General features: G+C 52.2%; 20 protein-coding genes. 8 read left to right on the forward strand and 12 right to left on the reverse strand.

Annotated features, from left to right (window positions below; all coding sequences use genetic code 11):
* The first annotated feature begins 2 nt into the window (after positions 1 to 2).
* Entirely contained in the window at positions 3 to 869 is an 867-nt protein-coding gene (locus tag B9Y58_RS09170; RefSeq protein ID WP_073055619.1) for a hypothetical protein, read from the forward strand.
* A gap of 90 nt (positions 870 to 959) precedes the next feature.
* Here B9Y58_RS09170 and metK read toward each other — a convergent pair whose 3' ends face one another.
* Positions 960 to 2,150: a methionine adenosyltransferase gene (metK, locus tag B9Y58_RS09175; protein WP_073055618.1), complete on the reverse strand. Its 1,191-nt coding sequence runs from the start codon at positions 2,148 to 2,150 to the stop codon at positions 960 to 962.
* 279 nt (positions 2,151 to 2,429) lie between these two features.
* On the opposite strand from metK, the gene B9Y58_RS09180 reads away from it, so the two are divergent.
* The 4 genes from B9Y58_RS09180 (at position 2,430) to B9Y58_RS09200 (ending at position 6,798) form a co-directional block, all read left to right on the forward strand.
* Positions 2,430 to 4,175: a type II and III secretion system protein gene (locus B9Y58_RS09180; protein ID WP_085534907.1), complete on the forward strand. Its 1,746-nt coding sequence runs from the start codon at positions 2,430 to 2,432 to the stop codon at positions 4,173 to 4,175.
* A gap of 8 nt (positions 4,176 to 4,183) precedes the next feature.
* Positions 4,184 to 5,338 (forward strand): hypothetical protein, encoded by a 1,155-nt coding sequence (locus B9Y58_RS09185; protein WP_143154665.1) that lies wholly within the window; start codon positions 4,184 to 4,186, stop codon positions 5,336 to 5,338.
* Positions 5,328 to 6,281, forward strand: a complete 954-nt coding sequence (locus tag B9Y58_RS09190; RefSeq protein WP_073055614.1) for a pilus assembly PilX N-terminal domain-containing protein — start codon at positions 5,328 to 5,330, stop codon at positions 6,279 to 6,281. Before B9Y58_RS09185 ends, B9Y58_RS09190 begins: the two co-directional genes overlap by 11 nt.
* A gap of 307 nt (positions 6,282 to 6,588) precedes the next feature.
* Complete coding sequence (locus B9Y58_RS09200; protein ID WP_073055610.1) at positions 6,589 to 6,798, forward strand: PilW family protein; 210 nt, start codon at positions 6,589 to 6,591, stop codon at positions 6,796 to 6,798.
* On the opposite strand, the gene B9Y58_RS09205 is transcribed toward B9Y58_RS09200, so the two are convergent.
* Positions 6,788 to 8,353, reverse strand: a complete 1,566-nt coding sequence (locus B9Y58_RS09205; protein ID WP_233247897.1) for a glycosyltransferase — start codon at positions 8,351 to 8,353, stop codon at positions 6,788 to 6,790. The two genes, B9Y58_RS09200 and B9Y58_RS09205, sit on opposite strands and share 11 nt — an antisense overlap.
* 29 nt (positions 8,354 to 8,382) lie before the next feature.
* On the opposite strand from B9Y58_RS09205, the gene B9Y58_RS09210 reads away from it, so the two are divergent.
* The 3 genes from B9Y58_RS09210 to B9Y58_RS09220 are packed head-to-tail and all read left to right on the forward strand — an operon-like array spanning position 8,383 to position 9,960.
* Complete coding sequence (locus tag B9Y58_RS09210; protein ID WP_233247898.1) at positions 8,383 to 9,015, forward strand: sulfurtransferase TusA family protein; 633 nt, start codon at positions 8,383 to 8,385, stop codon at positions 9,013 to 9,015.
* Positions 9,016 to 9,027: 12 nt separating this feature from the next.
* Positions 9,028 to 9,612, forward strand: coding sequence for a hypothetical protein (locus B9Y58_RS09215; protein ID WP_073055598.1), 585 nt, complete (start codon positions 9,028 to 9,030; stop codon positions 9,610 to 9,612).
* A 12-nt stretch (positions 9,613 to 9,624) separates the two neighbouring features.
* Positions 9,625 to 9,960, forward strand: a complete 336-nt coding sequence (locus tag B9Y58_RS09220) for a hypothetical protein (protein WP_073055596.1) — start codon at positions 9,625 to 9,627, stop codon at positions 9,958 to 9,960.
* A gap of 211 nt (positions 9,961 to 10,171) precedes the next feature.
* On the opposite strand, the gene B9Y58_RS09225 is transcribed toward B9Y58_RS09220, so the two are convergent.
* From B9Y58_RS09225 to B9Y58_RS09270, 10 genes are all read right to left on the reverse strand, one after another.
* On the reverse strand, positions 10,172 to 11,446 hold the full coding sequence (locus tag B9Y58_RS09225; protein ID WP_073055595.1) for an ammonium transporter: 1,275 nt from the start codon (positions 11,444 to 11,446) through the stop codon (positions 10,172 to 10,174).
* Positions 11,447 to 11,571: 125 nt separating this feature from the next.
* Positions 11,572 to 11,913: a P-II family nitrogen regulator gene (locus B9Y58_RS09230; RefSeq protein WP_073055593.1), complete on the reverse strand. Its 342-nt coding sequence runs from the start codon at positions 11,911 to 11,913 to the stop codon at positions 11,572 to 11,574.
* 265 nt (positions 11,914 to 12,178) lie between these two features.
* A complete protein-coding gene (locus B9Y58_RS09235) occupies positions 12,179 to 13,690 on the reverse strand; it encodes a hypothetical protein (protein ID WP_073055591.1) in 1,512 nt (503 codons plus the stop codon).
* Complete coding sequence (locus B9Y58_RS09240) at positions 13,677 to 14,513, reverse strand: TIGR02147 family protein (RefSeq protein ID WP_073055589.1); 837 nt, start codon at positions 14,511 to 14,513, stop codon at positions 13,677 to 13,679. The genes B9Y58_RS09235 and B9Y58_RS09240 overlap by 14 nt, the downstream gene beginning before the upstream one ends.
* Positions 14,514 to 14,692: 179 nt before the next feature.
* Positions 14,693 to 15,355, reverse strand: a complete 663-nt coding sequence (locus B9Y58_RS09245) for a 7-carboxy-7-deazaguanine synthase QueE (RefSeq protein WP_073055587.1) — start codon at positions 15,353 to 15,355, stop codon at positions 14,693 to 14,695.
* A 3-nt stretch (positions 15,356 to 15,358) separates the two neighbouring features.
* A complete protein-coding gene (queD, locus tag B9Y58_RS09250) occupies positions 15,359 to 15,688 on the reverse strand; it encodes a 6-carboxytetrahydropterin synthase QueD (RefSeq protein ID WP_073055586.1) in 330 nt (109 codons plus the stop codon).
* 1 nt (position 15,689) lies between these two features.
* Complete coding sequence (gene queC, locus B9Y58_RS09255; RefSeq protein ID WP_073055585.1) at positions 15,690 to 16,343, reverse strand: 7-cyano-7-deazaguanine synthase QueC; 654 nt, start codon at positions 16,341 to 16,343, stop codon at positions 15,690 to 15,692.
* Between the two features lie 67 nt (positions 16,344 to 16,410).
* Positions 16,411 to 17,622 carry a GGDEF domain-containing protein gene (locus B9Y58_RS09260; RefSeq protein ID WP_233247899.1) on the reverse strand — a complete coding sequence of 404 codons (1,212 nt, stop codon included), beginning with the start codon at positions 17,620 to 17,622 and terminating at the stop codon, positions 16,411 to 16,413.
* Between the two features lie 119 nt (positions 17,623 to 17,741).
* Positions 17,742 to 18,230 carry a GNAT family N-acetyltransferase gene (locus B9Y58_RS09265; protein ID WP_073055583.1) on the reverse strand — a complete coding sequence of 163 codons (489 nt, stop codon included), beginning with the start codon at positions 18,228 to 18,230 and terminating at the stop codon, positions 17,742 to 17,744.
* Between the two features lie 23 nt (positions 18,231 to 18,253).
* Positions 18,254 to 19,135, reverse strand: a complete 882-nt coding sequence (locus tag B9Y58_RS09270) for a LysR family transcriptional regulator (protein ID WP_073055582.1) — start codon at positions 19,133 to 19,135, stop codon at positions 18,254 to 18,256.
* Positions 19,136 to 19,914: the final 779 nt, after the last annotated feature.

The following is a 19,914-nucleotide window of genomic DNA, read 5'->3' on the forward strand; positions in this document are numbered from 1 at the left end:
TTATGGATTTGCGTGAAAAGCCTGGTAAAGTTCAGACTTTTTTGGAATGGATGTTGCGTTTTCGTTTGATCGCGCTTGTGGTCATGGTGATTGCGACGGTCTCGTTTGTAGCTACAGGTTGGCAAGAAATTGTTTCGCTCCCGATTGGCTCTTCTGAAGCGTTTGGAATGTGGCTTGCCGAAACGGAAGGTGCAAAAGCCTTGTGGGAATCTGCCCGTTACCTTGGCGTGGCAAGTATCGCCTGCGTCGTGATGTTTATCGTGTTTGGCGGAGTCCGCGCGGGTGTTGCCTCGGTGGTAGCGATGCTTCTTTCGTTTGCGGGCTTATATGTACTTGGCGGTGCCGAAAGCATGCCGCTTCCGATGTTTGGAATCTTTGCATTGGTAGCGATTGTCATGTTCATTTTCGTGAAACTTTCGGTCGCTTGTGCGCTGTTCCCGTTTGCGCTTTCTTGGCTGTTCCTGAGCGGAATCCTCGAGATTGTCTCTTCGAAGTTCGATGCCTCGGCAAGTCTGGTGTGGGGCGCACATTCTGCATTCGCCTTCGCTTGTGCAATGGCTTTTGCCGTGGTGGCGGGCAAGCATTTGGCGGCTGGCGTGCCGCAGGCAGGCGCCTTGGTGAAGGCTGCCAAGCAGTTGCTGGTGCCGGTACTTGTGGGTGCCCTGTTGCTCATTGCCGCCGTTACGTATGATATGGGTACCCCGAACTGGATTTATGGAGTACTTCAGTTCGTGGCGTATGCCGTCTGGTTCTACGTATTCTTCTTTTCAATTTCGAGCTTTGGCCCGTGGGAACGCCTGCGTTCCGGAAGCCGCCGCGTCGAAATGAAGGACAAGAAGAAAAAGGCTCCGGCTAAAAAGAAGAAGTAGGCTTTAAGGTGCGCAAACGATAATCGCGCAACCGAATTATGTGAAAAAGGCTCGTCATTTGACGAGCCTCAATTTTTGGAAAGATGCCGCTTAGATTTTAGCGAGTTTCTTCAGTGTTGCAGCCTTATCGGTCTTTTCCCAGGTGAAGCGTGCGCCGGTACGGCCGAAGTGGCCAAGCGCGGCAGTTGCCTGGTAGCCCGGCTTCTTCAGGTCGAGCATCTTCACGATGCCGGCCGGAGAAAGGTCGAAGGTCTTGGAAACGATTGCTTCGATTTCGCGGTCGCTGATCTTGCCCGTGCCGAAGGTGTTCACGAGTACGGAAACCGGCTTGCTGTAACCGATAGCGTAGGCGAGCTGTACTTCGCAACGGTAGGCGAGGTCTGCGGCGACGATGTTCTTTGCCACGTAGCGAGCGGCGTAGGCGGCGCTGCGGTCGACCTTGGAGGGGTCCTTGCCGCTGAAGGCGCCACCACCGTGACGGCCCATGCCGCCGTAGGTGTCGACGATAATCTTACGACCGGTGAGGCCGCAGTCACCGTGCGGGCCACCGACCACGAACTTGCCGGTCGGGTTCACGAGGTAACGGGTCTTCTTGTCGAGCAACTTGGCCGGAATCACCTTCTTGATGAGCTTTTCGATGATTTCCTTTTCGATGGTCGAATGCTTGAGTTCCTTGCCGTTCACGAATTCGTCGTGCTGGGTAGAAATCACGACCGTGTCCACGCGTACGGGCTTGTCGTTTTCGTCATATTCCACAGTCACCTGGGACTTGGCGTCGGGGCGCAACCACTTGATTTTGCCCTTTTCGCGGAGGTTTTGGATTTCTTCCATGAGCTTGTGGGCGAGGCTAATCGGGAGCGGCATCAGTTCCTTGGTTTCCTTTACGGCGTAGCCGAACATCATGCCCTGGTCACCGGCACCCTGCTTGTCGTCTTCCTTACCGTCGGCTGCCTTGGCGTCCACGCCCTGGGCGATGTCCGGAGACTGCTTGTCCATAGCGACGAGCACGGAGCAGCCCTTGTAGTCGAAGGCGAGTTCCGGATTCACGTAGCCGATGCCCTTGATGGTCTTGCGGGCAATCTGCTGGTAGTCGATGACAGCCTTGGTGGTGATTTCACCGGAAATCACAACGAGGCCCGTGTTCACGAGCGTTTCGCAAGCGACGCGGCTGTTCGGGTCCTGCGCAAGGCAGGCGTCGAGGATGGCGTCCGAAATCTGGTCGCAGACTTTGTCCGGGTGTCCTTTGGATACGGATTCAGAAGTAAAGAGATAATGTGCCATGTAGGCTCCTTGATGTTTTCGGCACCAAAAAGAATGTCGCGTTTTTGAGCATTCCCAAGCGCTGAAAAAACGGGTTTAAGTTTTTCTATGCATAAATCTACAAAAATGCATAAAGGCTGACAACTCCAAATAGGAATTCTTGGGCCTAATTGTGCTTTGAGCCGTTTTTTTTGTATATTGACACTGATTCGCCAAATAGGGAATCTTTTTTATATCCCGGGCAGGGTTATTGCCGTTCCCGAGGGATTTTTGCCCCATAAATTGCTATTTGCCCCTGTTTTGCTGTGGGCTTTATTCTGTTTCGCGCCCGTGCAGGCTGTCGAGCGCGCTAAAACGCATGTCGTCGAGCGCGCCGAAAAACCGGTGACACTGGATTTCGTGGATACGCCTATCGCCGAGGTGGTGCGCCTGATTTCGCTTGCGTACAAAACCCCCGTGTTGGTGGATGACGCCCTCGATTTGAAGGTGACGTTTCACTTGGACGGCGTGGGCGTACTGGATGCCTTGACCGCGCTGTGTTCCGCTCACGGGCTTGAACTGGTGCAGCAGGAATCCGTGTTCCATGTGCGGCGGGCGAGTGTTCGCGGCGAGCATGAGTTTTCCCTGCGCGACACGCTTGTAACGCTGTCGGTCAAGGATAAGGAAGTGGGCGAATTCGTGCGCGAGTTTGCCCTGAATTCCGGCCTGAACATTCTGGCGTCACCCGGGCTTGAAGGCCGTATTACGGGCGAGCTTCGCTCCATGCCGGCCGAGGCGGCATTTCGCTCTATAATGTCTGTACATGGTTTTCGGGTTTGGCGTGAAGGCGCAATCTTGCGGGTGGAAAGCCCGCGGTTGAGTTCTGCGGGTAAGGCATCAAGCGAAGCGAGCGATAAAATCCGGATTTACAAGGACGGCGACTTGTACAGCGCCGAGGTGAACGATGGCGATTTGGCGCAGGCGCTGAATGTACTTGCGGAAGTTGCGGAATTGAACTTGGCACTGTACGGCGACATTCGCGAAAGCATGCGGCTTAAATTGCATGCGGTGACGCTTGAATGCTTGATTGAGTCGCTGTTTAAGGGACGTCGTTACAGCTTTGCGCTTGAGGGCAAGACTTTGTACGTGAGCGAGGGTGGCACGCACAAGGCGCTTTCGGCGAGTAAGCTCTACCCGCTGCGGCATGTCCATAGCGAACGTGCGCTTGCGTACTTGGGCAAGTTTGCGCCCAGCCCGAACTTCGTGGCGACCGAAATCAAGGAACAGAATGCGCTCTTGTTGGGCGGTTCGCATTTTGAAATCCAGATGGCGGTGGATTTGCTCAAGCAGATTGATATTCCGGCGCTGCAGGTGACGCTCTCTTGCATCGTGGTGGAATTCAAGCGCGGGCGTGGCTTTGAAATCGGGCTGCATAGCGGTGCCACGCGTAAGACCGCGGAACGCGATCTTGGCGCGCGAGGCTACTTCGATTTTATGGGCAAGGATTTTTCGGCGGCGGGCGCTTTCGGTAAAATCGGGCTCTTGCCCGACCGCTTTGAACTGGAGCTCGCCTCGCTCGAAGAAAACAATCAGGCCGAGGTCCTCGCGCGCCCGCGCTTGACTACGCTCAACGGCAATAAGGCGGAACTCAATGTAACAAATACCGTCTACTACTTGGTGAGCCAAGTGTCTGCCGATGGTTACCCGATTACAGATTACCGCTCGTTCAACGATGGCATTTCGTTGGAACTCACGCCCTCGGTGACGCAAGAGGGGAGAATCACCTTAGAAGTTTCTCCCGAAATCAAGTCGGCCGGGCGCAGCTCCGGCGATGGCCCGCGCGACATTAGTACCCGAAACTTGAAGACGATGGTGGTGCTTGCCGATGGCGAAACGCTTTGCCTGGGCGGCCTGATTCGCAAGAGTAAATCAGAGGTTCGCTCGGCGGTGCCGTTTCTCGGGAGTATTCCTTTGCTTGGGCGTTTGTTCAGCTACACCTCCGAAGAGGAAGAAGAAAATGAACTTGCCATATTCATCACGCCGCATGTAGAAAAGGCGGGACTATGATTTTGAATATGGCTGGTTTGTTATTGCGTTTGCGGTACACGGGGGCAATTCCGATGGAGGCGAAACTCTTGACTTGGGAATGCATGACGACCTTTGATGAAATCCCGGCGCAGGCGGAATTGGAACGCATGTTTGAAATGGAATTTCCGCGCACGAGCCGCCGCCTGCAGGAATGTGGAGGATTTTACCGGATTTGGCATTTGGTCTCCTTCAATTCGTCGGAGGGAAGGCGATCCCGTTTCCTGGTGGCGCTTGTCGAAAAGCCCGTTGAAAAAAGAACATTTGAAAAAATAACGTTTGAAAAAATCAGCCGGCGAGTGTTGCCCGAACAGATTTGGCTTTCGGCGGCGGCAGACCAAGCGATTCGCAAGTTGCACGAAAGCGATAACGCCGGCAATTACTTGTGCTACGCTCATGCCGAAGGTCGGCTGTTCGTGCTTGTATTCTTTGAAGGCCGCCTTTGCCACTGGTCCGAAGATTTTGTAGGGGGTCATGCAAAATTGGAATTGGCCTTGTCTCGGTTCCGGCGTTTTTTGGAAAGCGATGCGCTGTTTTCGCGGGTGGAGCATTTTCAAGAAATAGCTCTGCAAGGCGACTTTACGCAAGGAATTATTTCGCAAGATTTTTCTTCGCAGGCGTTATTCAATCGGGCCTCGCGAGATTCCTTTTGGCGCGGCCGTGATTTGCGCAAGCCCGAAGTAAATGCGGCGAAGGGTTTCGCGGAATTCGTCAGCGCAATACTTGGGTGCAAGACTTGTTGGCTATTGATTCTTGCGCTCGCCATGTTGCTTGGTAAATTTGGGGAGCTTGGCGCGAAATTGAAAAGCGATTTGCAGTCGAATGTGGCAGATGTTGTGCCACCGGAATTATCGGTGCCGGAAATCTCGATGCTGGAGGTTTCGCCGGATTGGAATGCTGTCGTAGAACTGCCGGAATCGAGTGCTCCGCGGGTGCGTAAGCCGATTTGCCTGCTGCCAGAGGTCTTTTTGAAAGGTGTCGTGGGCGAAGAGATTGCGGTCGTCGCGATGGCGGGGGAGTCCAAGGAAATCTCGGCTGGAGATTCCTTGGGCTTGTTTGAAGTTCGGACGGTCGGACGCGATCAAATTACATTGGCATGCGGCGATTCTACTGTCGTAAAGAAGGTGGGGGCGCATGGACCTTGATTATGGCATGGGTAAGCGGGGCGCGGTCTTGCCTCTAGTTTTAGGCATCCTTTTGGCGGTGACGCTCTTGCTGACGTCGCTTTTGCAAATGCCGGGAGGCCTGCAGCGTGTGGCATTGCGGCGTGCCCAAATGCAACAGCAAATTTATGATGCGGAATCGGCCCTCCTTGCTTACCTGGAAGGTTTTCCGGAACTTTTTTTCGAAGGTGAACCTTGGAATGTGGCTCTTCCGAGTGTTGAACGCTCGCGGCTTGGCCCGTGGGCGCAATTGTCGGTGAATTTGCCTGCGCCGACGGGCGAGGCGTCGTCGCGCCTTCAGGTGCTTGCGGGTGTTGCTTGCGACAGCGCCTGCAACATGCTCAAGTCGCCCAAGCTTCGGCATGAAATTTATGAGGGCTTCAAACAGCAACTGAATCGTGAAATCACCATGGTACGTCCGCCGCTCGCATTAGAAACCAAGTCGGGAAACCGCCGCTATTTCGGGCGTGACTTTCCGCAGGCGCTTTGGGTTCAAGAGGGGGACTTGTTGCTGGATTTGGATGGTGGCGAAAATTCAGCTGCGCAGGCGTTCTCCGGTCGCTTTATTGCAGACGGTTCAATCGATGTGCGCGGAAGTGCAGATGTCGATTCGCTTCGTGTGTATGCCCGAGGGCCTATTTACTTGCGCGGATCGCTTCTGCGGGGCTCTGTCAAAATCAAGTGGCTGGAGGCCTTTAGCGAAGACCGCATCGAGATTTCTCGAGGCGTGGAATTCTCGGGCATAGCCATTGCCCGGCACGAGGTTGCCTTCCCGACTGGGGTGGGCAAGGCACAAATGCGGTATCCTTCTTTTGTGACAGCTGCAGAATCGGCGGACCTACCGCTAGATTTGAAACTAGATTCCATCCTGATTCCCGACTTTATTGACGGTGACTTGAAACCCTTTGAGTGGAGGCTGCAATGAAAGCCGGGTATTCTGCGGATGGGGGATTCACCTTGATGGAGGTCTGCGTGGCGCTTGCCGTTCTTGTGGCGGGTGCCGTCGTGTTCGGGCGGTATTTGGATGGCTTCAATCGCGTTCGAGCGCTTGAGCGCCAACATGCGAATGCGGTCCTTGCGGATGTTCAATTTATGGAGTCGTTCATTTTGACTCCGCCGCCCTGCCTAGATTCATCTTTTACCATAAATGGGGTGAATGTTACTCTGAAGGTGGTGCACGGTGTCAAACCACTCGCGTGGACCCAGGTGGGGACGTTACGGAGGCTTGTGCGATGCGTGCGGTGAGAGGCTTTACCCTGATAGAACTCCTGGTTGCAGTCGTGGCCGCTTCGACTTTGTCGCTTGTGGCACTCCAGGTCTACGGGGCCTACCACAATCTTTACTTGCACCTTTATGGCGACTATCAAAAAGAAACCGCCGCAATCCTTGAGGAACTGCGGCGGATAAATCCTTATTGCTTTGGCGCTAGAATTAAGCGGTAGCCTTTTCTGCCTTGGCTGCGGCCTTTTCAGCAGCGCGAGCCTTGTGCATTTCGAAGAGGTTTCCGATGTAGTGCATGAAGGATAGCACGCTCACCGAGAGGAAACCGACGGAATAGAGGGCGAGGAACGGTCCGATAATGAACTTCTGCGCACCGATGTATTCCAAAAGACCGAAGATGCAGTAGATGCCGACGCCGAGTTCGACAACAGCCTGCCACGGGAACTTCTGGGCGTAGTGGCTCTTGGCCTTCTTTTTGGAGCCGCCGCTCTTCGGGGTGCGGACAAAGCTGCCCTTGGCACCGATTATGGCAGAGAACACGGCGCGGGAGTTGCTCACTGCAATGCCGACACCAAGAGCCATGAGGATCGGGAGGCTGAGCAGGCGGATCTTCCAACCGGTGTAGCCGGAGCAGCGCTGTGCGACAAAGTAAAGAACAGAAGGTGCGATTGCGGCGAGGAAGATAAAGCTGAAACCGACAGTGTAGGCCCAGGTCGGCAGGTGTGCGACCGGTTCAAAGAAGGCAAGCAGCGGCCATGCACAGAGGGCGGTAAAGAGCATGCAGGGGTGAATGGAGTAGTGCGTCGTGTGGAGGATGGCGCCAATCTTTACACGGAGAGGAACCTTGGCCTTGAGCACGCGCGGCAAAATCTTGATTGCGGTCTGGATAGAACCCTTTGCCCAGCGGAACTGCTGTGCCTTGAAGGCGTTGATGTCGTTGGGGAGTTCGGCCGGAACGATCACGTCGAACACGAACTTCATCTTCCAACCGGCGAGCTGAGAACGGTAAGAAAGGTCCATGTCTTCGGTCAGGGTGTCGCCTTCCCAGCCGCCACCGCCGTAGATGGCCTGCTTGCGCCACACGCCTGCGGTACCGTTGAAGTTCATGAAGAGCTTGCCCCAGCTGCGTGCCGACTGTTCCACCACGAAGTGGCCGTCGATACCGATAGACTGAGCGAGCGTAAGACCGGATTCGGTGCGGTTCAAGTGGCCCCAGCGCCCCTGGACCAGACCGATCTGATCGTCCATCACCAGGTAGGGGATGGTCTTCAGGAGGAAGTCCTTCTCGGGGACGAAGTCGGCGTCGAAAATGGCGAGGAATTCGCCCTTGGCCACTTTCATTGCTTCTTTAAGGGCGCCAGCCTTGAATTCGGAGCGGTTCGTGCGGTGGATCAGCTTGATGTCGTAACCCTTGGCGGCGAGTTCTGCAACTTTCTTCTTGGCAACTTCGTAGCATTCGTCGGTAGAGTCGTCGAGAACCTGAATTTCGTGCTTATCCTTGGGGTAGTCGATAGCGCAAACGGCTTCGAGTAGGCGTTCGACACAGTTGGCTTCGTTAAAGACGGGAAGCTGGGTGGTAACCTGCGGCAACTCGTCCATAGAATGTTCGCGATAGAACTGCAGAATCTTTTTGCGGTCGGAAAGACGTGTGGTGCGGCTGTTCTTCAAGAACAGGTAGATGCTATAGTAACAGCTAAAACCGTAAATGACAAGTCCGATGCCCGCGATAACGTAGACAACGAACATGATGTCGAGTAGGATTGTACTGATTGCCATAAAACCGTATAACCTATATGTAAAACCTTTTGCTCCATTCGGAACTTGCGGCCAAATATAGAAACCTGCACGGAAGTTTGCTACATTGTGGCAGAGATTTTATTGAAAAATTTATCAAATATAAGTGCCAAATGTCTGTAAAAAACGAAAAACATGCACTTGAAAAATGGATGGACGCTCAAAAAGGGAATCCAGGCTTCGAAATTGCGCTCAGAAGGCTAATTTCGTTCGCCTGTTCGGAGTGGTACAGACGTGAAAATTTAGTTACGATAGCCCCCGAAGAAGCTCTTGCCCGGGTGCTAGCGGCGAATCTGTCCGACTACCCCCTGGGAATGTGGTTGGACTCGCCTGCGAGGTTTGCCCCCGAAATTGCCGATTTTTGTGAGAGGACCAAGGTGGAACCCCTGCCGGAAACCCTGAAAGGTGGGGTACCGACGCTGTTGGACCTACGCGGGGTCGTTTGTCCGAACAATGCCATGCGTAGTCGTCTGGTGATGTCAGGGCTCCCTGATGGGGCGGAACTGGAAATCTACCTGGACGAAGGGTCGCCTATCGAGAATGTGCCTGGAGCCCTAGTCGCCGATGGCCATATTGTCAAAAAAAGGCAAAAAAAAGAGGGCTTTTGGTCGATTTCTGTGGTCAAACGGCCTGGAAGAGTGTAGATTATATATATAATGGAAAACAGGATACTGATTATAGGCGATGAACTTTTGGGAGAACAGGGCGAGGCTGCTAACCGCTTTGCCGAAATACTTCTCTGTCGCGAAGCCAACAGACCTGTCCAGTTTTCTATAAACGCGCCTGCCCCCCAGACATTGCAGCAACTTTATGACCGAGCCTCGGCCGACATTATCGGCAAAAAGGCGGGGCGGATTATAGTTGGCCTTGGACTCAAGGAACTCAAGCGCGGTGGCAAGGACTACATGGGCGTCTTTACCGCCTACGAAACGCTTGCGAACGAAATCTTGAGCAAGACGCTTGTGCCCATTCATTTTTTGACCATTCCCGAAGACATGTTCCCGGCGGCGCCCTCCCAGCTGACGGCGTTGAACGACTGCATTCGCGGACTGCAGCAGAAAGATGAAAAACGGGTGAAAATTTTGGATTTTGCCGCCTATGTGGCGGACTTCAAGGAAAAACAGCTGGAACGCGGCAAGTTCGGCCGTAGCCTTTATACCGAAGAGGGCAACCCGACTTCTATATGCAATACGTTTATGGCACTGTTCCTGTACGACTTTATAAAAAGAGAATTAAAATAAAGGAAGGTAAATATGAGCTTGACAGACGATCATTTCGCACGCAAGATTGCAGCCCAGAGCAAGGCCTGGGAAGATACCAGTGACGCTCCCAAGAAGGAACGCAAGCGCGAACCCGCAGAACCCAAGATGGGTATTTGCGACAAGTGCAAGAAGGAGGCTTTGCTTCGCCCTTACCGCTTTAAGGAAACGAGCGTAAGTAACGGGGCGGCAAGCTTTGGAACGGTGACTAAGCATCTTTGCGAAGACTGCGCACCCAAGTCTCGCGCCCAGAAGGATGCCGAAGTGCCGCAGCTCGATAAAAAGCAGCTGAAGAACCTGATGCGTTCTGCTCGCAAAGCCCTAAGATAACCGCTCGGCTCTATCGCATAAATAAAAATGTGATATCGCCTCGCTCTCGCAACCACGCCTCGTTAATACGAGGCGTTTGTTGCTCACGGAGATAACACAAAATCGGATAGATTTGAGACCGTCGATTTTGGCGGTCTTTTTTATTATAAAAAAAACGGCCCTGGCAAACGCCAGGGTCGTTTGATGTATCCGTTTTGCTAGAGTGTATGGATTACATGTTGCTGAAGATTTGGAAGCCACTGTAGGATTCTTGTCCGTGTTCGCTTTGGTCGAGGCCGCGGAGTTCTTGACGCTCGGTAACGCGCAGTCCCATCGTCTTCTTGATGGCGTAGAAGATGAGGCTAGCAGCACCGAAGCAGGGAACCGCGTAAGCGATCACGCCGATGGCTTGAGTGCCGAGGGTGTAGTCGCCAGTGATATCGAAGATACCGACAGCGAGCGTACCCCACACACCGTTCACCAGGTGAACCGAGAGTGCACCGACCGGGTCATCCAAGTGCAGGCGGTCAAACATGAAGACTGCGCCGACAACGAGCACACCAGCGATGGCACCGATAATCCAGGAAGAAAGCGGGGTGACAACGTCTGCACCGGCAGTGATTGCCACGAGGCCGGCAAGGCATCCGTTGAGGGCCATGGTGGCGTCCGGCTTCTTCGAAACAATCCAGCTGGTGAGCGTTGCGGTAATGATGCCTGCGACGGCAGCGAGGTTCGTGGTCACCAAAATCCAGCTAGTTGCCTTCGGGTCGCCAGAGAGTGCGGAACCGGCGTTGAATCCCCACCAACCGAACCACAGCATGAACACGCCGATGGTAGCAAGCGGAATGTTGTGGGCCGGAATGGCGTGCACCTTGCCGTTCACATACTTGCCGATACGCGGTCCAAGGATCATGACACCGGCGAGAGCTGCCCAGCCGCCTACGGAGTGGACGAGCGTAGAGCCTGCGAGGTCATGGAAACCGGCCTTGCCGATGGTAGAAAGCCAGCCGCCGCCCCATGTCCAGCTACCCACGATGGGGTAGACGAGAGCCACGTAGACAACAGTGAAGACGAGGAAGGAGTTCAGCTTCACACGTTCGGCGACAGCGCCAGAAACAATGGTAGCCGCGGTTGCTGCAAACATCGCCTGGAACAACCAGTCGGTGAAGAGGGTGAAGTGGCCGTTGTAGGCGGCGGTGAACTTGGAGGGGTCTGCCCAGTCACCGATACCGAATCCGGCAAATCCAAGTACACCGGAGATCGCGTTGAACGTTCCGGGGTACATGAGGGCAAAGCCGATGGCGGCATACATCGTAATTCCTATGGCGGGAACCGCGATGTTTTTGAAAGCGACGTTGGCCGCGCATTTCGCGCGAACAAGACCCGCTTCGACACAGGCAAAGCCCAGGCCCATGATAAACACCAGCATGGCGCTAATCATGATCCAAATGTTTTCTGTCATAAAGATGGCGTCGCTGACAGGTACGACAGTTGCTGCTTCGTTCATTGTGAAAATCCTTTGTGTTTGTAATTTGCTAACTAAGCAAGTAGGCAGTAGGAAGTTGGAAGTAGAAAGTGAAAATTTGATTGTGAAATTTTACTGTCTACCGTCTACTGTCTACTTCCTACTAATTATCCAATTGCCTCCGGGCCGGTTTCGCCGGTGCGAATGCGGATGCACTGTTCGAGTTCGGTCACAAAAATCTTGCCGTCGCCGATGGCGCCTGTGCGTGCGCCTTTGATGATAGCGTCGATGCAAGGCTGCACGAATTCGTCATTCACAGCAATCTTCAAGCAGATCTTTTTGAGCAAATTAACCTCAGTCACCACGCCGCGGAAACGTTGGTTGTAACCGCGCTGCTGCCCGCAGCCAAGCACGTTCGTGACAGACATCTTGTAGATCTTGTTTTCGTAAAGTTCTTGCTTTACGAGGTTTAGTCGTTCGGGTTGGATATAAGCTGTAACTAGCTTCATGTTCCTATCCTTTGTTAGGGTTTGTTTTTTGTTTTGCCCAACCTATTGCAAAAGGCGTGCCAAAATTAAATTTGGGTTCCAACCGACAAAAATGCCTGTATTTAAGAAGAAAAACGCGATTTGATAACTTGTATTTACGGATTGTGTTTTTCAATAAACGGAAAACATACTGAAATTGTAAAACAAAGTTGCAAAAAAGCCCCGCATGAAATGCGGGGCTGGATTAGGAGAATAATTGTTGCTTCGCTTTAAGAGATATAGCGGATTAGCATGTGAGGCCTTCTCCGCACTCCCGGCAAGTTGAACTGCTTGCGCAGGGGAGGAGTTCGTCTACTTCGTAGATTTCCTTGACTTTATCGCTGTCTTTGTATTTTAAGTACTTTACGTTTGTGTAGACTTTGCTGACGGTAAACGTGAGTGCGCTTATCTGGTAGCTACTCACATCTGCGCCGTCAGGGTAGATAACGTCTACGATAATGGTGTCTCCAGAAAGTTCGGTGTAAACCGCTTCAATGACAAAGTTGTTGGATGCATTGTAACCATCGTCGCGAATGGAAATGGTTCCGTCTTCATTTCTTGCCATCACGACACGCGGGGTTACGGCCATTCCCTGGCGAGGTTCCACAGTCGCATTTCTTGCCTGGGCGCGGGTGTCGCCGGAGTCTGGAGGCGGCAGGTATTGCCACTTGCCTTCTACGCATTGGAAGTGTCGTTCGTAGAAATAGAGCAATGTGTCGGTATCGCAGGGTTCCAAGTCGGGCCTATAAATGCCGTCGGGGATTCCGTCACCGTCGCAGTCGCTGCCCGGAGGGCAGACGTTTATGCGCGTCCAATAATTCTCGACGCATTTCATTTCTTCGCCGGTTACGCAGTCGATAACGATGCTTGTGTCTTTGTTGCTGTCGCAGTTACCGCTAGCGGTCATGCCGTCGTAATCGGAAATGTGCATGCAGGTTTCGATTTCCTTGCTGGAACTCGAATTCGGCGTTTCCGAAGAGGAACTCGTGACAATATCCTTCGGATCAATCACATTGACCCATTCATCGTCGGCCTTTGTCGCGGGGCACTTGTCCTTGGCGATGTCCGATGTTGCCGTGGTACGATCGATGACTGGGTCTTTGCTCACGTCGCCGCAGTAGCTGAACAGGAATCGAACAATCTGGTTGCTTGTATTGTCTTCACAGTTCTTGGCAACGATATCCACGACCTTCATGGTGTCGGGGGAGAGATATTCCAGCACATGGCCGGCATACTTTTCGTTACCGTAAAGGTTGAACGAGTAAAGCGAGCATTCGTTCGTGCCGTTCTTGGTCGCTTCAACCAGGTCGGTGTACTTGGCTGCAGCCTTCGGGAACAGCGCCTCGATTGCGCCGATGTTCTGCTGTACGAACTTTCTGACGCCCTCGCCATCAAATTCTGTGGAATTTGTGGTGCCTTCTATAGCCGGAGTCCTGACGACCATTTCGCTCTTGTTGAATGCAAGCACGGCCTTGTCGAAGCGGTACTTGGCCTGCAGATCGTATTGCTGCAGGTAGGCATCCAGCGAACCGTTGTTGCTCGGCGGAGTATGAACGTCTCCGCTTGACGATGAATTCTGGTTTTGGTCTCCGATGCTGCTAGAGGATTCTACTCCGGGTGTGCCCGAACTCGAAGACCCCTTGTCGGCGACTTCGTTCAGTTCTTCGGAGGTGCCCGAAACGTTTACGCTATTGGAATCTCCGCAGTTGAAGCAGAGAAGGGCTGCTGCGCCCGCAATGCAGATGTTAAGCTTTTTCATTTTTGCTCTCCTTTATGCTTTTGGTAAGCGGGAATAATTGTAAATTCAAACGGTAAACCTGTTCGATGCCTTTGTCTTCGGCGGCAATTGCGATAATCTGTCGGCGGCAATCGTCCAGCGCCTTGACAATGCGGTCATAGCTCTCGCGAGACACTCCCATGGTGACGCCGCTGAAGTTGCGTTCGGTTGCTGGCAACTCAAGAGCCGGAGCGGCAAGCTGTGCCATCTGGCGGTGCATTCCGCGGAGTGCAAGCCTGGTTGCATCAGGGGTGCCGCTCACAGACGTTTCGGACTGCTTGAAAGCGCCGTCCTTTTCTTTCTTGAGAAGCCCGGTCCTAGTCAAAAAATCAAGCGATTCGCGGACTTCCTGAGCCGATGTTTCGGCGTAGCACATCTTGGCCATCTCGCCCGGGGTAGCGCCGGGCATCAGCGGGGCAAGTTCACGCATCATGGGGTTACGCCAAGTGTCGTAATAGGCGAACAAGTCCCCTTCCAACACGCGCACCTTATGCACCTTCGCAATCGCGAGCATGTCGCGGTAGGCAGCCTTCTTGGTTTCTTCGTTTGCGGCCTGGCCGAACTTGACCATCGCGCGGAAATAGTCGAGCTCAAACCCTGTGAGTCCGATTGCCGCGGCAACGCGTTCCACGCCAATCTTGCTGAGCTTGCTCTTTCCGTCGCACACCACCTTCATATAAGAAGAAGAGGTGAAGCCTGCGACTTTCGAGAATTCGCGCCACGAGAAAGCGGAAATGCGTTTACGCTCCTCGTAGTAGTCCAGCAGATACTGGCGAAAGTCTGAATATTCGATAATCGGTTTCATTGTTTTCCATCCTGTTATGCCAAGAATATATCTCTTTTTTATCCCCTTGTCAATAGTTTTATGCAACAAAAGTTGAGTTTTTTATAAAAAATCACAATATTTTGCAATTCTTTATAGAAAATATTTCTATATGCAACACTGTGTTCAATATAGAGGGGTCCCCGAGAGAAGGACAGTTCTCAGACGCCGCGGCGTTCAGGATCCCAGATTATTTTATGTAACTGGACTTGAAACCGTACGTTGTTTTTGACCATGATGTTGCTGTTCAGTAACCAGTTCACGATTTCTTCGTTGGATAAATTTCCGAAAACGGGCGAAACGAATAGATGCGGCATGTCGTCTTTTTTTTCTGCTAGGCTCTTGACGACGGTTTCGGTTTCTTCGAGGTCTTCGATTGTACCTACCACAAATTTAAGGACGTCTTCGCTTCCGAGTGTTTCGAGGTTTTCCATCTTCATCTTGACGGACATTCCGCTGCTTTTGCATTTCCAGTCCATAGTGTAGAATAAACCGGGAAAATGCCATTTGCAAGGGACGGTTCCGTTGGTTTCGATGTTGACTCGGTAGCCGTTGCCGCTTAGCTGGCTGAGCAAATCCTCTACATTTTGGTGAATCAGGGGCTCTCCGCCGGTAAGCGTTACGTGGGTTATGCCGCTGAATTTTTTAACGGCGTCTAAAACCTGCGTGACGTTCATTTGTTTGTAGTCGCCTCCTTCAACGGCGTACATCGAATCGCAATAGCTACAGCGCAAGTTGCAACCGTGAAGTCTTATGAATACTGCAGGAAGCCCTGTTCGTAGGCCTTCGCCTTCGATGCTTCTAAAAATTTCGCAGACTTTCATGGACTAGACCTCGTATTCTACGAGATTGCCTTCGCTTTCCTGGATCTGCACCTTGTAGCAGTGGGGGACTTGTTCGCAAATCCAACGGGCCATGTTTTCGGCGGTGGGGTTAGCGTCCATCACGTCGTTTAAGAACTGGTGATCCAGCTTGCCGTGAACGAGTTCCTTGATGCGTGAAAAATCGACGACCATGCCGTTTTCGTCGAGCGTTTCGGACTGGCAGAACACCGTAATAATCCAGTTGTGGCCATGCAGGCCGCGGCATTTGCTTTCGTAGGGGAGCGAAAGTTTGTGCGCTCCCGAAATTTCCATGCGTTTGATGACCCTGTACATATTACGCTCCATATTCCGTGGTGTCTTCGATGCCCGCTTCGACGAGGGCTTCTTTTCGTTCGAGGCAGGTGCCGCATTTGCCGCAATGGATTTTTCCGCCCTTGTAGCAAGACCAGGTTTGGCTGTAATCGATGCCGAGGGCTTTCCCCTTGCGGGCGATGTCTGCTTTAGAAATATTGGTGTAAGGGGCGTCTATAGTAATGCTTGCGTAAGTGCCTGCCGCAATGGCCGCCGACATATTCTTGACGAATTCTTCGCGACAGTCTGGGTAAATGGCGTGGTCGCCAAAGTGATTTGCCATCATGACCTTGGTGAGGTCGCGACTTTCGGCAAGGCCTGCGGCTACGGAAAGCATGATTCCGTTACGGAAGGGGACTACAGTCGATTTCATGTTTTCGCTGTCGTAACTTCCTTCGGGAATTGCATCTGCGCCTTCTAAAAGCGATGACTTGAAATAGTCATGCATGAACTTGAGGGGAATCGTCAGGTGCGGAATCCCGAGCTTTTCGCAGTGGTACTTGGCAAAGGGAATTTCCTGGTCGTTATGGTTGCTGCCATAATCGAACGAAACAGCGAGCGCGATTTCGTCGGCGCGTTCGTAAAGGAGGGTGGTACTGTCCATTCCGCCGGAGAGTACCAGCAAGGCGTTTTTCATGGGGGCTCCTAGTTTTGTTTATAGTCAGGATGGATTTCGAACTGACTGGCCCAAATATAGAAACTTTTTATTGCTCGAACGGAACTAAAGAAACGCAGTTCCGCTTTTTCTTGGACATGTAGAGCGCCTTGTCGGCAAACGAGAGCATGTCCGAAACGGTTCCATCTCCGAATGTTCCGCCAAAGCTCATGGTTAACTTTACATCCGGGTAATCTTGCAGTTTGATTTTTTCTGCCTTGGCACGCATCTGTTCAAGTCTGGTTCTCAGCACTTCGTGGCTGATTCCCTTGAACGTGATCAAGAATTCATCACCACCGTAACGTACCACGCGGTCCAAGTTTCGAACAGATGTACTCAGTATCGATGCCACGGCGGCAAGGGCTGCATCACCGCACTGGTGGCCGTAATTGTCATTCACATCTTTGAAGAAGTCGATGTCCGCCATGACAACCGCTTGACAATTTTGTGACGCTAGTTTGTCGTCAAAATACTTACGGTTCATCACTTGAGTCAATGAATCCTTGTAGATTTTATCGTTTATTTCCGTGATTTCGTTAGTTTTGTCGGTGAAGCCGAATACGGTTGTTTCTTCGCTGGTTCGTACCACCTTCATTTCAACATAATGACCGAGCTCGTTGTGGAATATTTTTGACAGGCTACTGCCAACTTGCAAGTATTCTTTAATGTACGACTCGTTAGCCACATTTCGGATACTATCCTGATCCTCTTTGAGAACCGCCGTATTGAGAAGTCTTTCGACAAGAATTTTGAAAGTCGGCGGTTCTTTCGTGAGGCCAATTGCGTTTTTGATTCGATCGCTTGTGCGGAAAATTTCCACCTTGTCCGTTACAAAATCAACACTGGCAACGGAGGCGTATCCGTTCATGAGCGCATTGATCATGTTTTGCTGTTTGCGGTTCTGCTCCAAGAGTTCTTTCTCTTGTTCCAGCTTTGTCATTTGCGCGTTCACGTTTTCGACAAGGTACAGGACTCGACGTAGAGGCTTTTCGTTGCCAATGCGGACAAAAATCGCCTTGCTCCAACCGTGAATCTTTCCGTGGAAAATTTCTGAAATAACGTTTGTGTCTTTCAGGCGTTCCTGCAATGTGGAAAGAATCGTAAAATTCTTGATGGTTTCAACACTTTCCGGACATGCAAGATTTACCATGATATTGGTAAGACTTTCTTGTAGGGTATTGCCGCATTTCATGAACTTATCGATGAATTCGTTAGTCTTGATGGGGAACGCGGTTTTATCCTCTAGATCAAGAACGTGCATCGAAATGTACAGTTCAGTTGTGGCGTAAGTTATCGCCGTGAAAAACTCCGCAGAGTTTACAGGATAGTCTGCTATAAATTTTGGGCAATTGTCCATAACGCTTCCCGAAAATAATCGTTTTAAACTTCAATATAGTGCGGGATGATGTCCTCGTAGCTCCCGTTTTTGAGCAAAAATCCCTTGGGGATCACGCCGAGCTGCGTAAAACCGAGTTTTTTGTACAGTTTTAAGGCTGATGTGTTTGTCGCGACAACCGCATTGAACTGCAAAATCCTGAAACCGATTTCTTTAGCTTTTGCGAGGCAATCCTTCACGAGAAATTCGCCGATATGCTGGCCACGCTTGTTCTTCTTGACCGCATAGCTTGCATTCGAAATATGCCCGCAGCGCCCGACATTGTTCGGGTGGAGAATGTACAGCCCGACCACTTCGCCGGAATCTGCATCGATAGCGATTCCCGTGAACGACTGCGACTTGAAAAAGGCGTCACCCGTCTGCGGGTCAAGCGCATCTTTCTGAGGGAACGCGATTCCGTCTTCGACGATGTCGTTCCAGATTTCAATCGCGTCGTTGATATACTTTGTACTGTATCCTTCAATTTTAATCATGAGAATAATCCTCTAATTTCTTTTTATTCCCCCAGCACGTGCCGGAGCGTGTCGAGGAAAAGTTCGCCCGCCCGCGTGAACTGCTGGCCCCGCCGCCAAATGATGTACATGTTGGTGGTGAGTTCGGGCATGAGCGGCCTGAAGCACAGACGCGAACTGCGGCTCGTATCCACCAGGCCGTCGAAAGTGAGCAGGTAGCCCGTGCCCTCTTTGGCAAGCACCGAACCGTTGTACGAAAGATCCAGCCCCACAATCACGTTCAGCTTCGAAATATCGTCGCCGAACCATTTAGGCAAATCCGCCACCATAGCCTGGCGCGACGCCAGCAGCGGCTTGTCGAGCAAGTCCTTCGGCTCGATGAAATCCCGCCTGGTCAAAGGGTCGTCACGACGCATCACCACGCCCCAGCGGTCCACCGAACGCACCGCAAGGCAGTTGTACTTTTCCAAATCGACGTTATCTACAACCACCGCGAAATCAAAAATGCCCTTGTCCAGCTTTTCCAGGGCGCGCTCGCTGTCGCCCGAATATAAGTTGTACTTAATCTTCGGATAGTCGTCCCGGAGAATTGCGATGCACTTCGAAAGAAAGTTCACGTTCCGCGATTCCGCGCAGGCAATGGCGATTTCACCCACCACCTCGTCTTCCTTCAGCGACTTGAAATCCTGCACCGTCCTGTCGGCCATCGAAAGGATATCCTCCGCACGCTCCCGCAAGAGTTCACCCGCAGGCGTCAGCCGAATCGCATAGTTCGTGCGCTCGAAAAGCTTCTCGCCCAGTTCCTCCTCCAACTCCTTGAGCTGGCGACTCACCGTCGGCTGCGTCACGCAAAGATTATCCGCCGCGCGCGAGACATTCCCCAACCGCGCTGCCTCCAGAAAATACCGCAAAACTCGAAGTTCCATACCCGAAAACTAATAAAATTCAAGCCCCGCAGGTATAAAATCGTAAAAATAAAGCCCAAAAGGAATAACTGATTGATTTGATGGTGGGGGAAGAATCCCCCTGCTTGCAGCCTTGCCCTGTTGTCACCCTGGAGCCATGAGCGTGTCATCCTGAGCGAAGAGCCGCAGGCTCGTAGTCGAAGGATCTAGACCGAACTAGGGCAAGTCTTCCAGCACCCCCTCGCCTAAGGGGCTCCGCCCCCTAAAACCCCCGGGCTTTTGTCATTCCCGCTCCATTTGTCACCCCGGCCACTGTGCCGGGGTCACCGTTTTTTTTCGTCATTGCGCAAGCGCATGACCGCTTCGGCTCGGCAGTAGAACTCGCAAGTGGTTCTGCTGCTCTTGCCTCGCACGTCATTCCGGGCTTGATACACGTCATTGCGAGGGTTCGTAGAACCCGTGGCAATCCATCTCTCGCATATTTATATATATTTCCCACTGACATAGCCCCATTCCTCACGGTTTGGGGCGCGAGTTTAACGTTGAGTTAGCTCTTATTCTCGAAACCGAAAATCTGGTAAATTTTCAATGTATCACGAGAGTAAGGCGAACACTCACGTCCAGCAATGGGCGTGGGTCGTTTGTACTTATTGTGGTACAGGTTTACCAGAGCCTCGGTTTCAGTATGTGCATTCGACGCCACGCTTTTTCTTTTTTGCGAACGCGTGGTTGCCGGGCGAGATAAAGGTCATTGAGCTTGCCGAAATGACCGCGGAATTTTGCTTGCAGTTGAATGCACC

Source organism: Fibrobacter sp. UWB15, assembly GCF_900177705.1.
In the GTDB taxonomy this organism is placed as follows: Bacteria; Fibrobacterota; Fibrobacteria; order Fibrobacterales; family Fibrobacteraceae; genus Fibrobacter.

Bases quoted from the DNA above. Each gene is read 5' to 3' on its own strand.
- B9Y58_RS09170 (WP_073055619.1), top strand. From the start codon at position 3: ATGGATTTGCGTGAAAAGCCTGGTAAAGTTCAGACTTTTTTGGAATGG.
- metK (WP_073055618.1), bottom strand. From the start codon at position 2,150: ATGGCACATTATCTCTTTACTTCTGAATCCGTATCCAAAGGACACCCG.
- B9Y58_RS09185 (WP_143154665.1), top strand. From the start codon at position 4,184: ATGGCTGGTTTGTTATTGCGTTTGCGGTACACGGGGGCAATTCCGATG.
- B9Y58_RS09190 (WP_073055614.1), top strand. From the start codon at position 5,328: ATGGACCTTGATTATGGCATGGGTAAGCGGGGCGCGGTCTTGCCTCTA.
- B9Y58_RS09200 (WP_073055610.1), top strand. From the start codon at position 6,589: ATGCGTGCGGTGAGAGGCTTTACCCTGATAGAACTCCTGGTTGCAGTC.
- B9Y58_RS09205 (WP_233247897.1), bottom strand. From the start codon at position 8,353: ATGGCAATCAGTACAATCCTACTCGACATCATGTTCGTTGTCTACGTT.
- B9Y58_RS09215 (WP_073055598.1), top strand. From the start codon at position 9,028: ATGGAAAACAGGATACTGATTATAGGCGATGAACTTTTGGGAGAACAG.
- B9Y58_RS09220 (WP_073055596.1), top strand. From the start codon at position 9,625: ATGAGCTTGACAGACGATCATTTCGCACGCAAGATTGCAGCCCAGAGC.
- B9Y58_RS09225 (WP_073055595.1), bottom strand. From the start codon at position 11,446: ATGAACGAAGCAGCAACTGTCGTACCTGTCAGCGACGCCATCTTTATG.
- B9Y58_RS09230 (WP_073055593.1), bottom strand. From the start codon at position 11,913: ATGAAGCTAGTTACAGCTTATATCCAACCCGAACGACTAAACCTCGTA.
- B9Y58_RS09235 (WP_073055591.1), bottom strand. From the start codon at position 13,690: ATGAAAAAGCTTAACATCTGCATTGCGGGCGCAGCAGCCCTTCTCTGC.
- B9Y58_RS09240 (WP_073055589.1), bottom strand. From the start codon at position 14,513: ATGAAACCGATTATCGAATATTCAGACTTTCGCCAGTATCTGCTGGAC.
- B9Y58_RS09245 (WP_073055587.1), bottom strand. From the start codon at position 15,355: ATGAAAGTCTGCGAAATTTTTAGAAGCATCGAAGGCGAAGGCCTACGA.
- queD (WP_073055586.1), bottom strand. From the start codon at position 15,688: ATGTACAGGGTCATCAAACGCATGGAAATTTCGGGAGCGCACAAACTT.
- queC (WP_073055585.1), bottom strand. From the start codon at position 16,343: ATGAAAAACGCCTTGCTGGTACTCTCCGGCGGAATGGACAGTACCACC.
- B9Y58_RS09260 (WP_233247899.1), bottom strand. From the start codon at position 17,622: ATGCACGTTCTTGATCTAGAGGATAAAACCGCGTTCCCCATCAAGACT.
- B9Y58_RS09265 (WP_073055583.1), bottom strand. From the start codon at position 18,230: ATGATTAAAATTGAAGGATACAGTACAAAGTATATCAACGACGCGATT.
- B9Y58_RS09270 (WP_073055582.1), bottom strand. From the start codon at position 19,135: ATGGAACTTCGAGTTTTGCGGTATTTTCTGGAGGCAGCGCGGTTGGGG.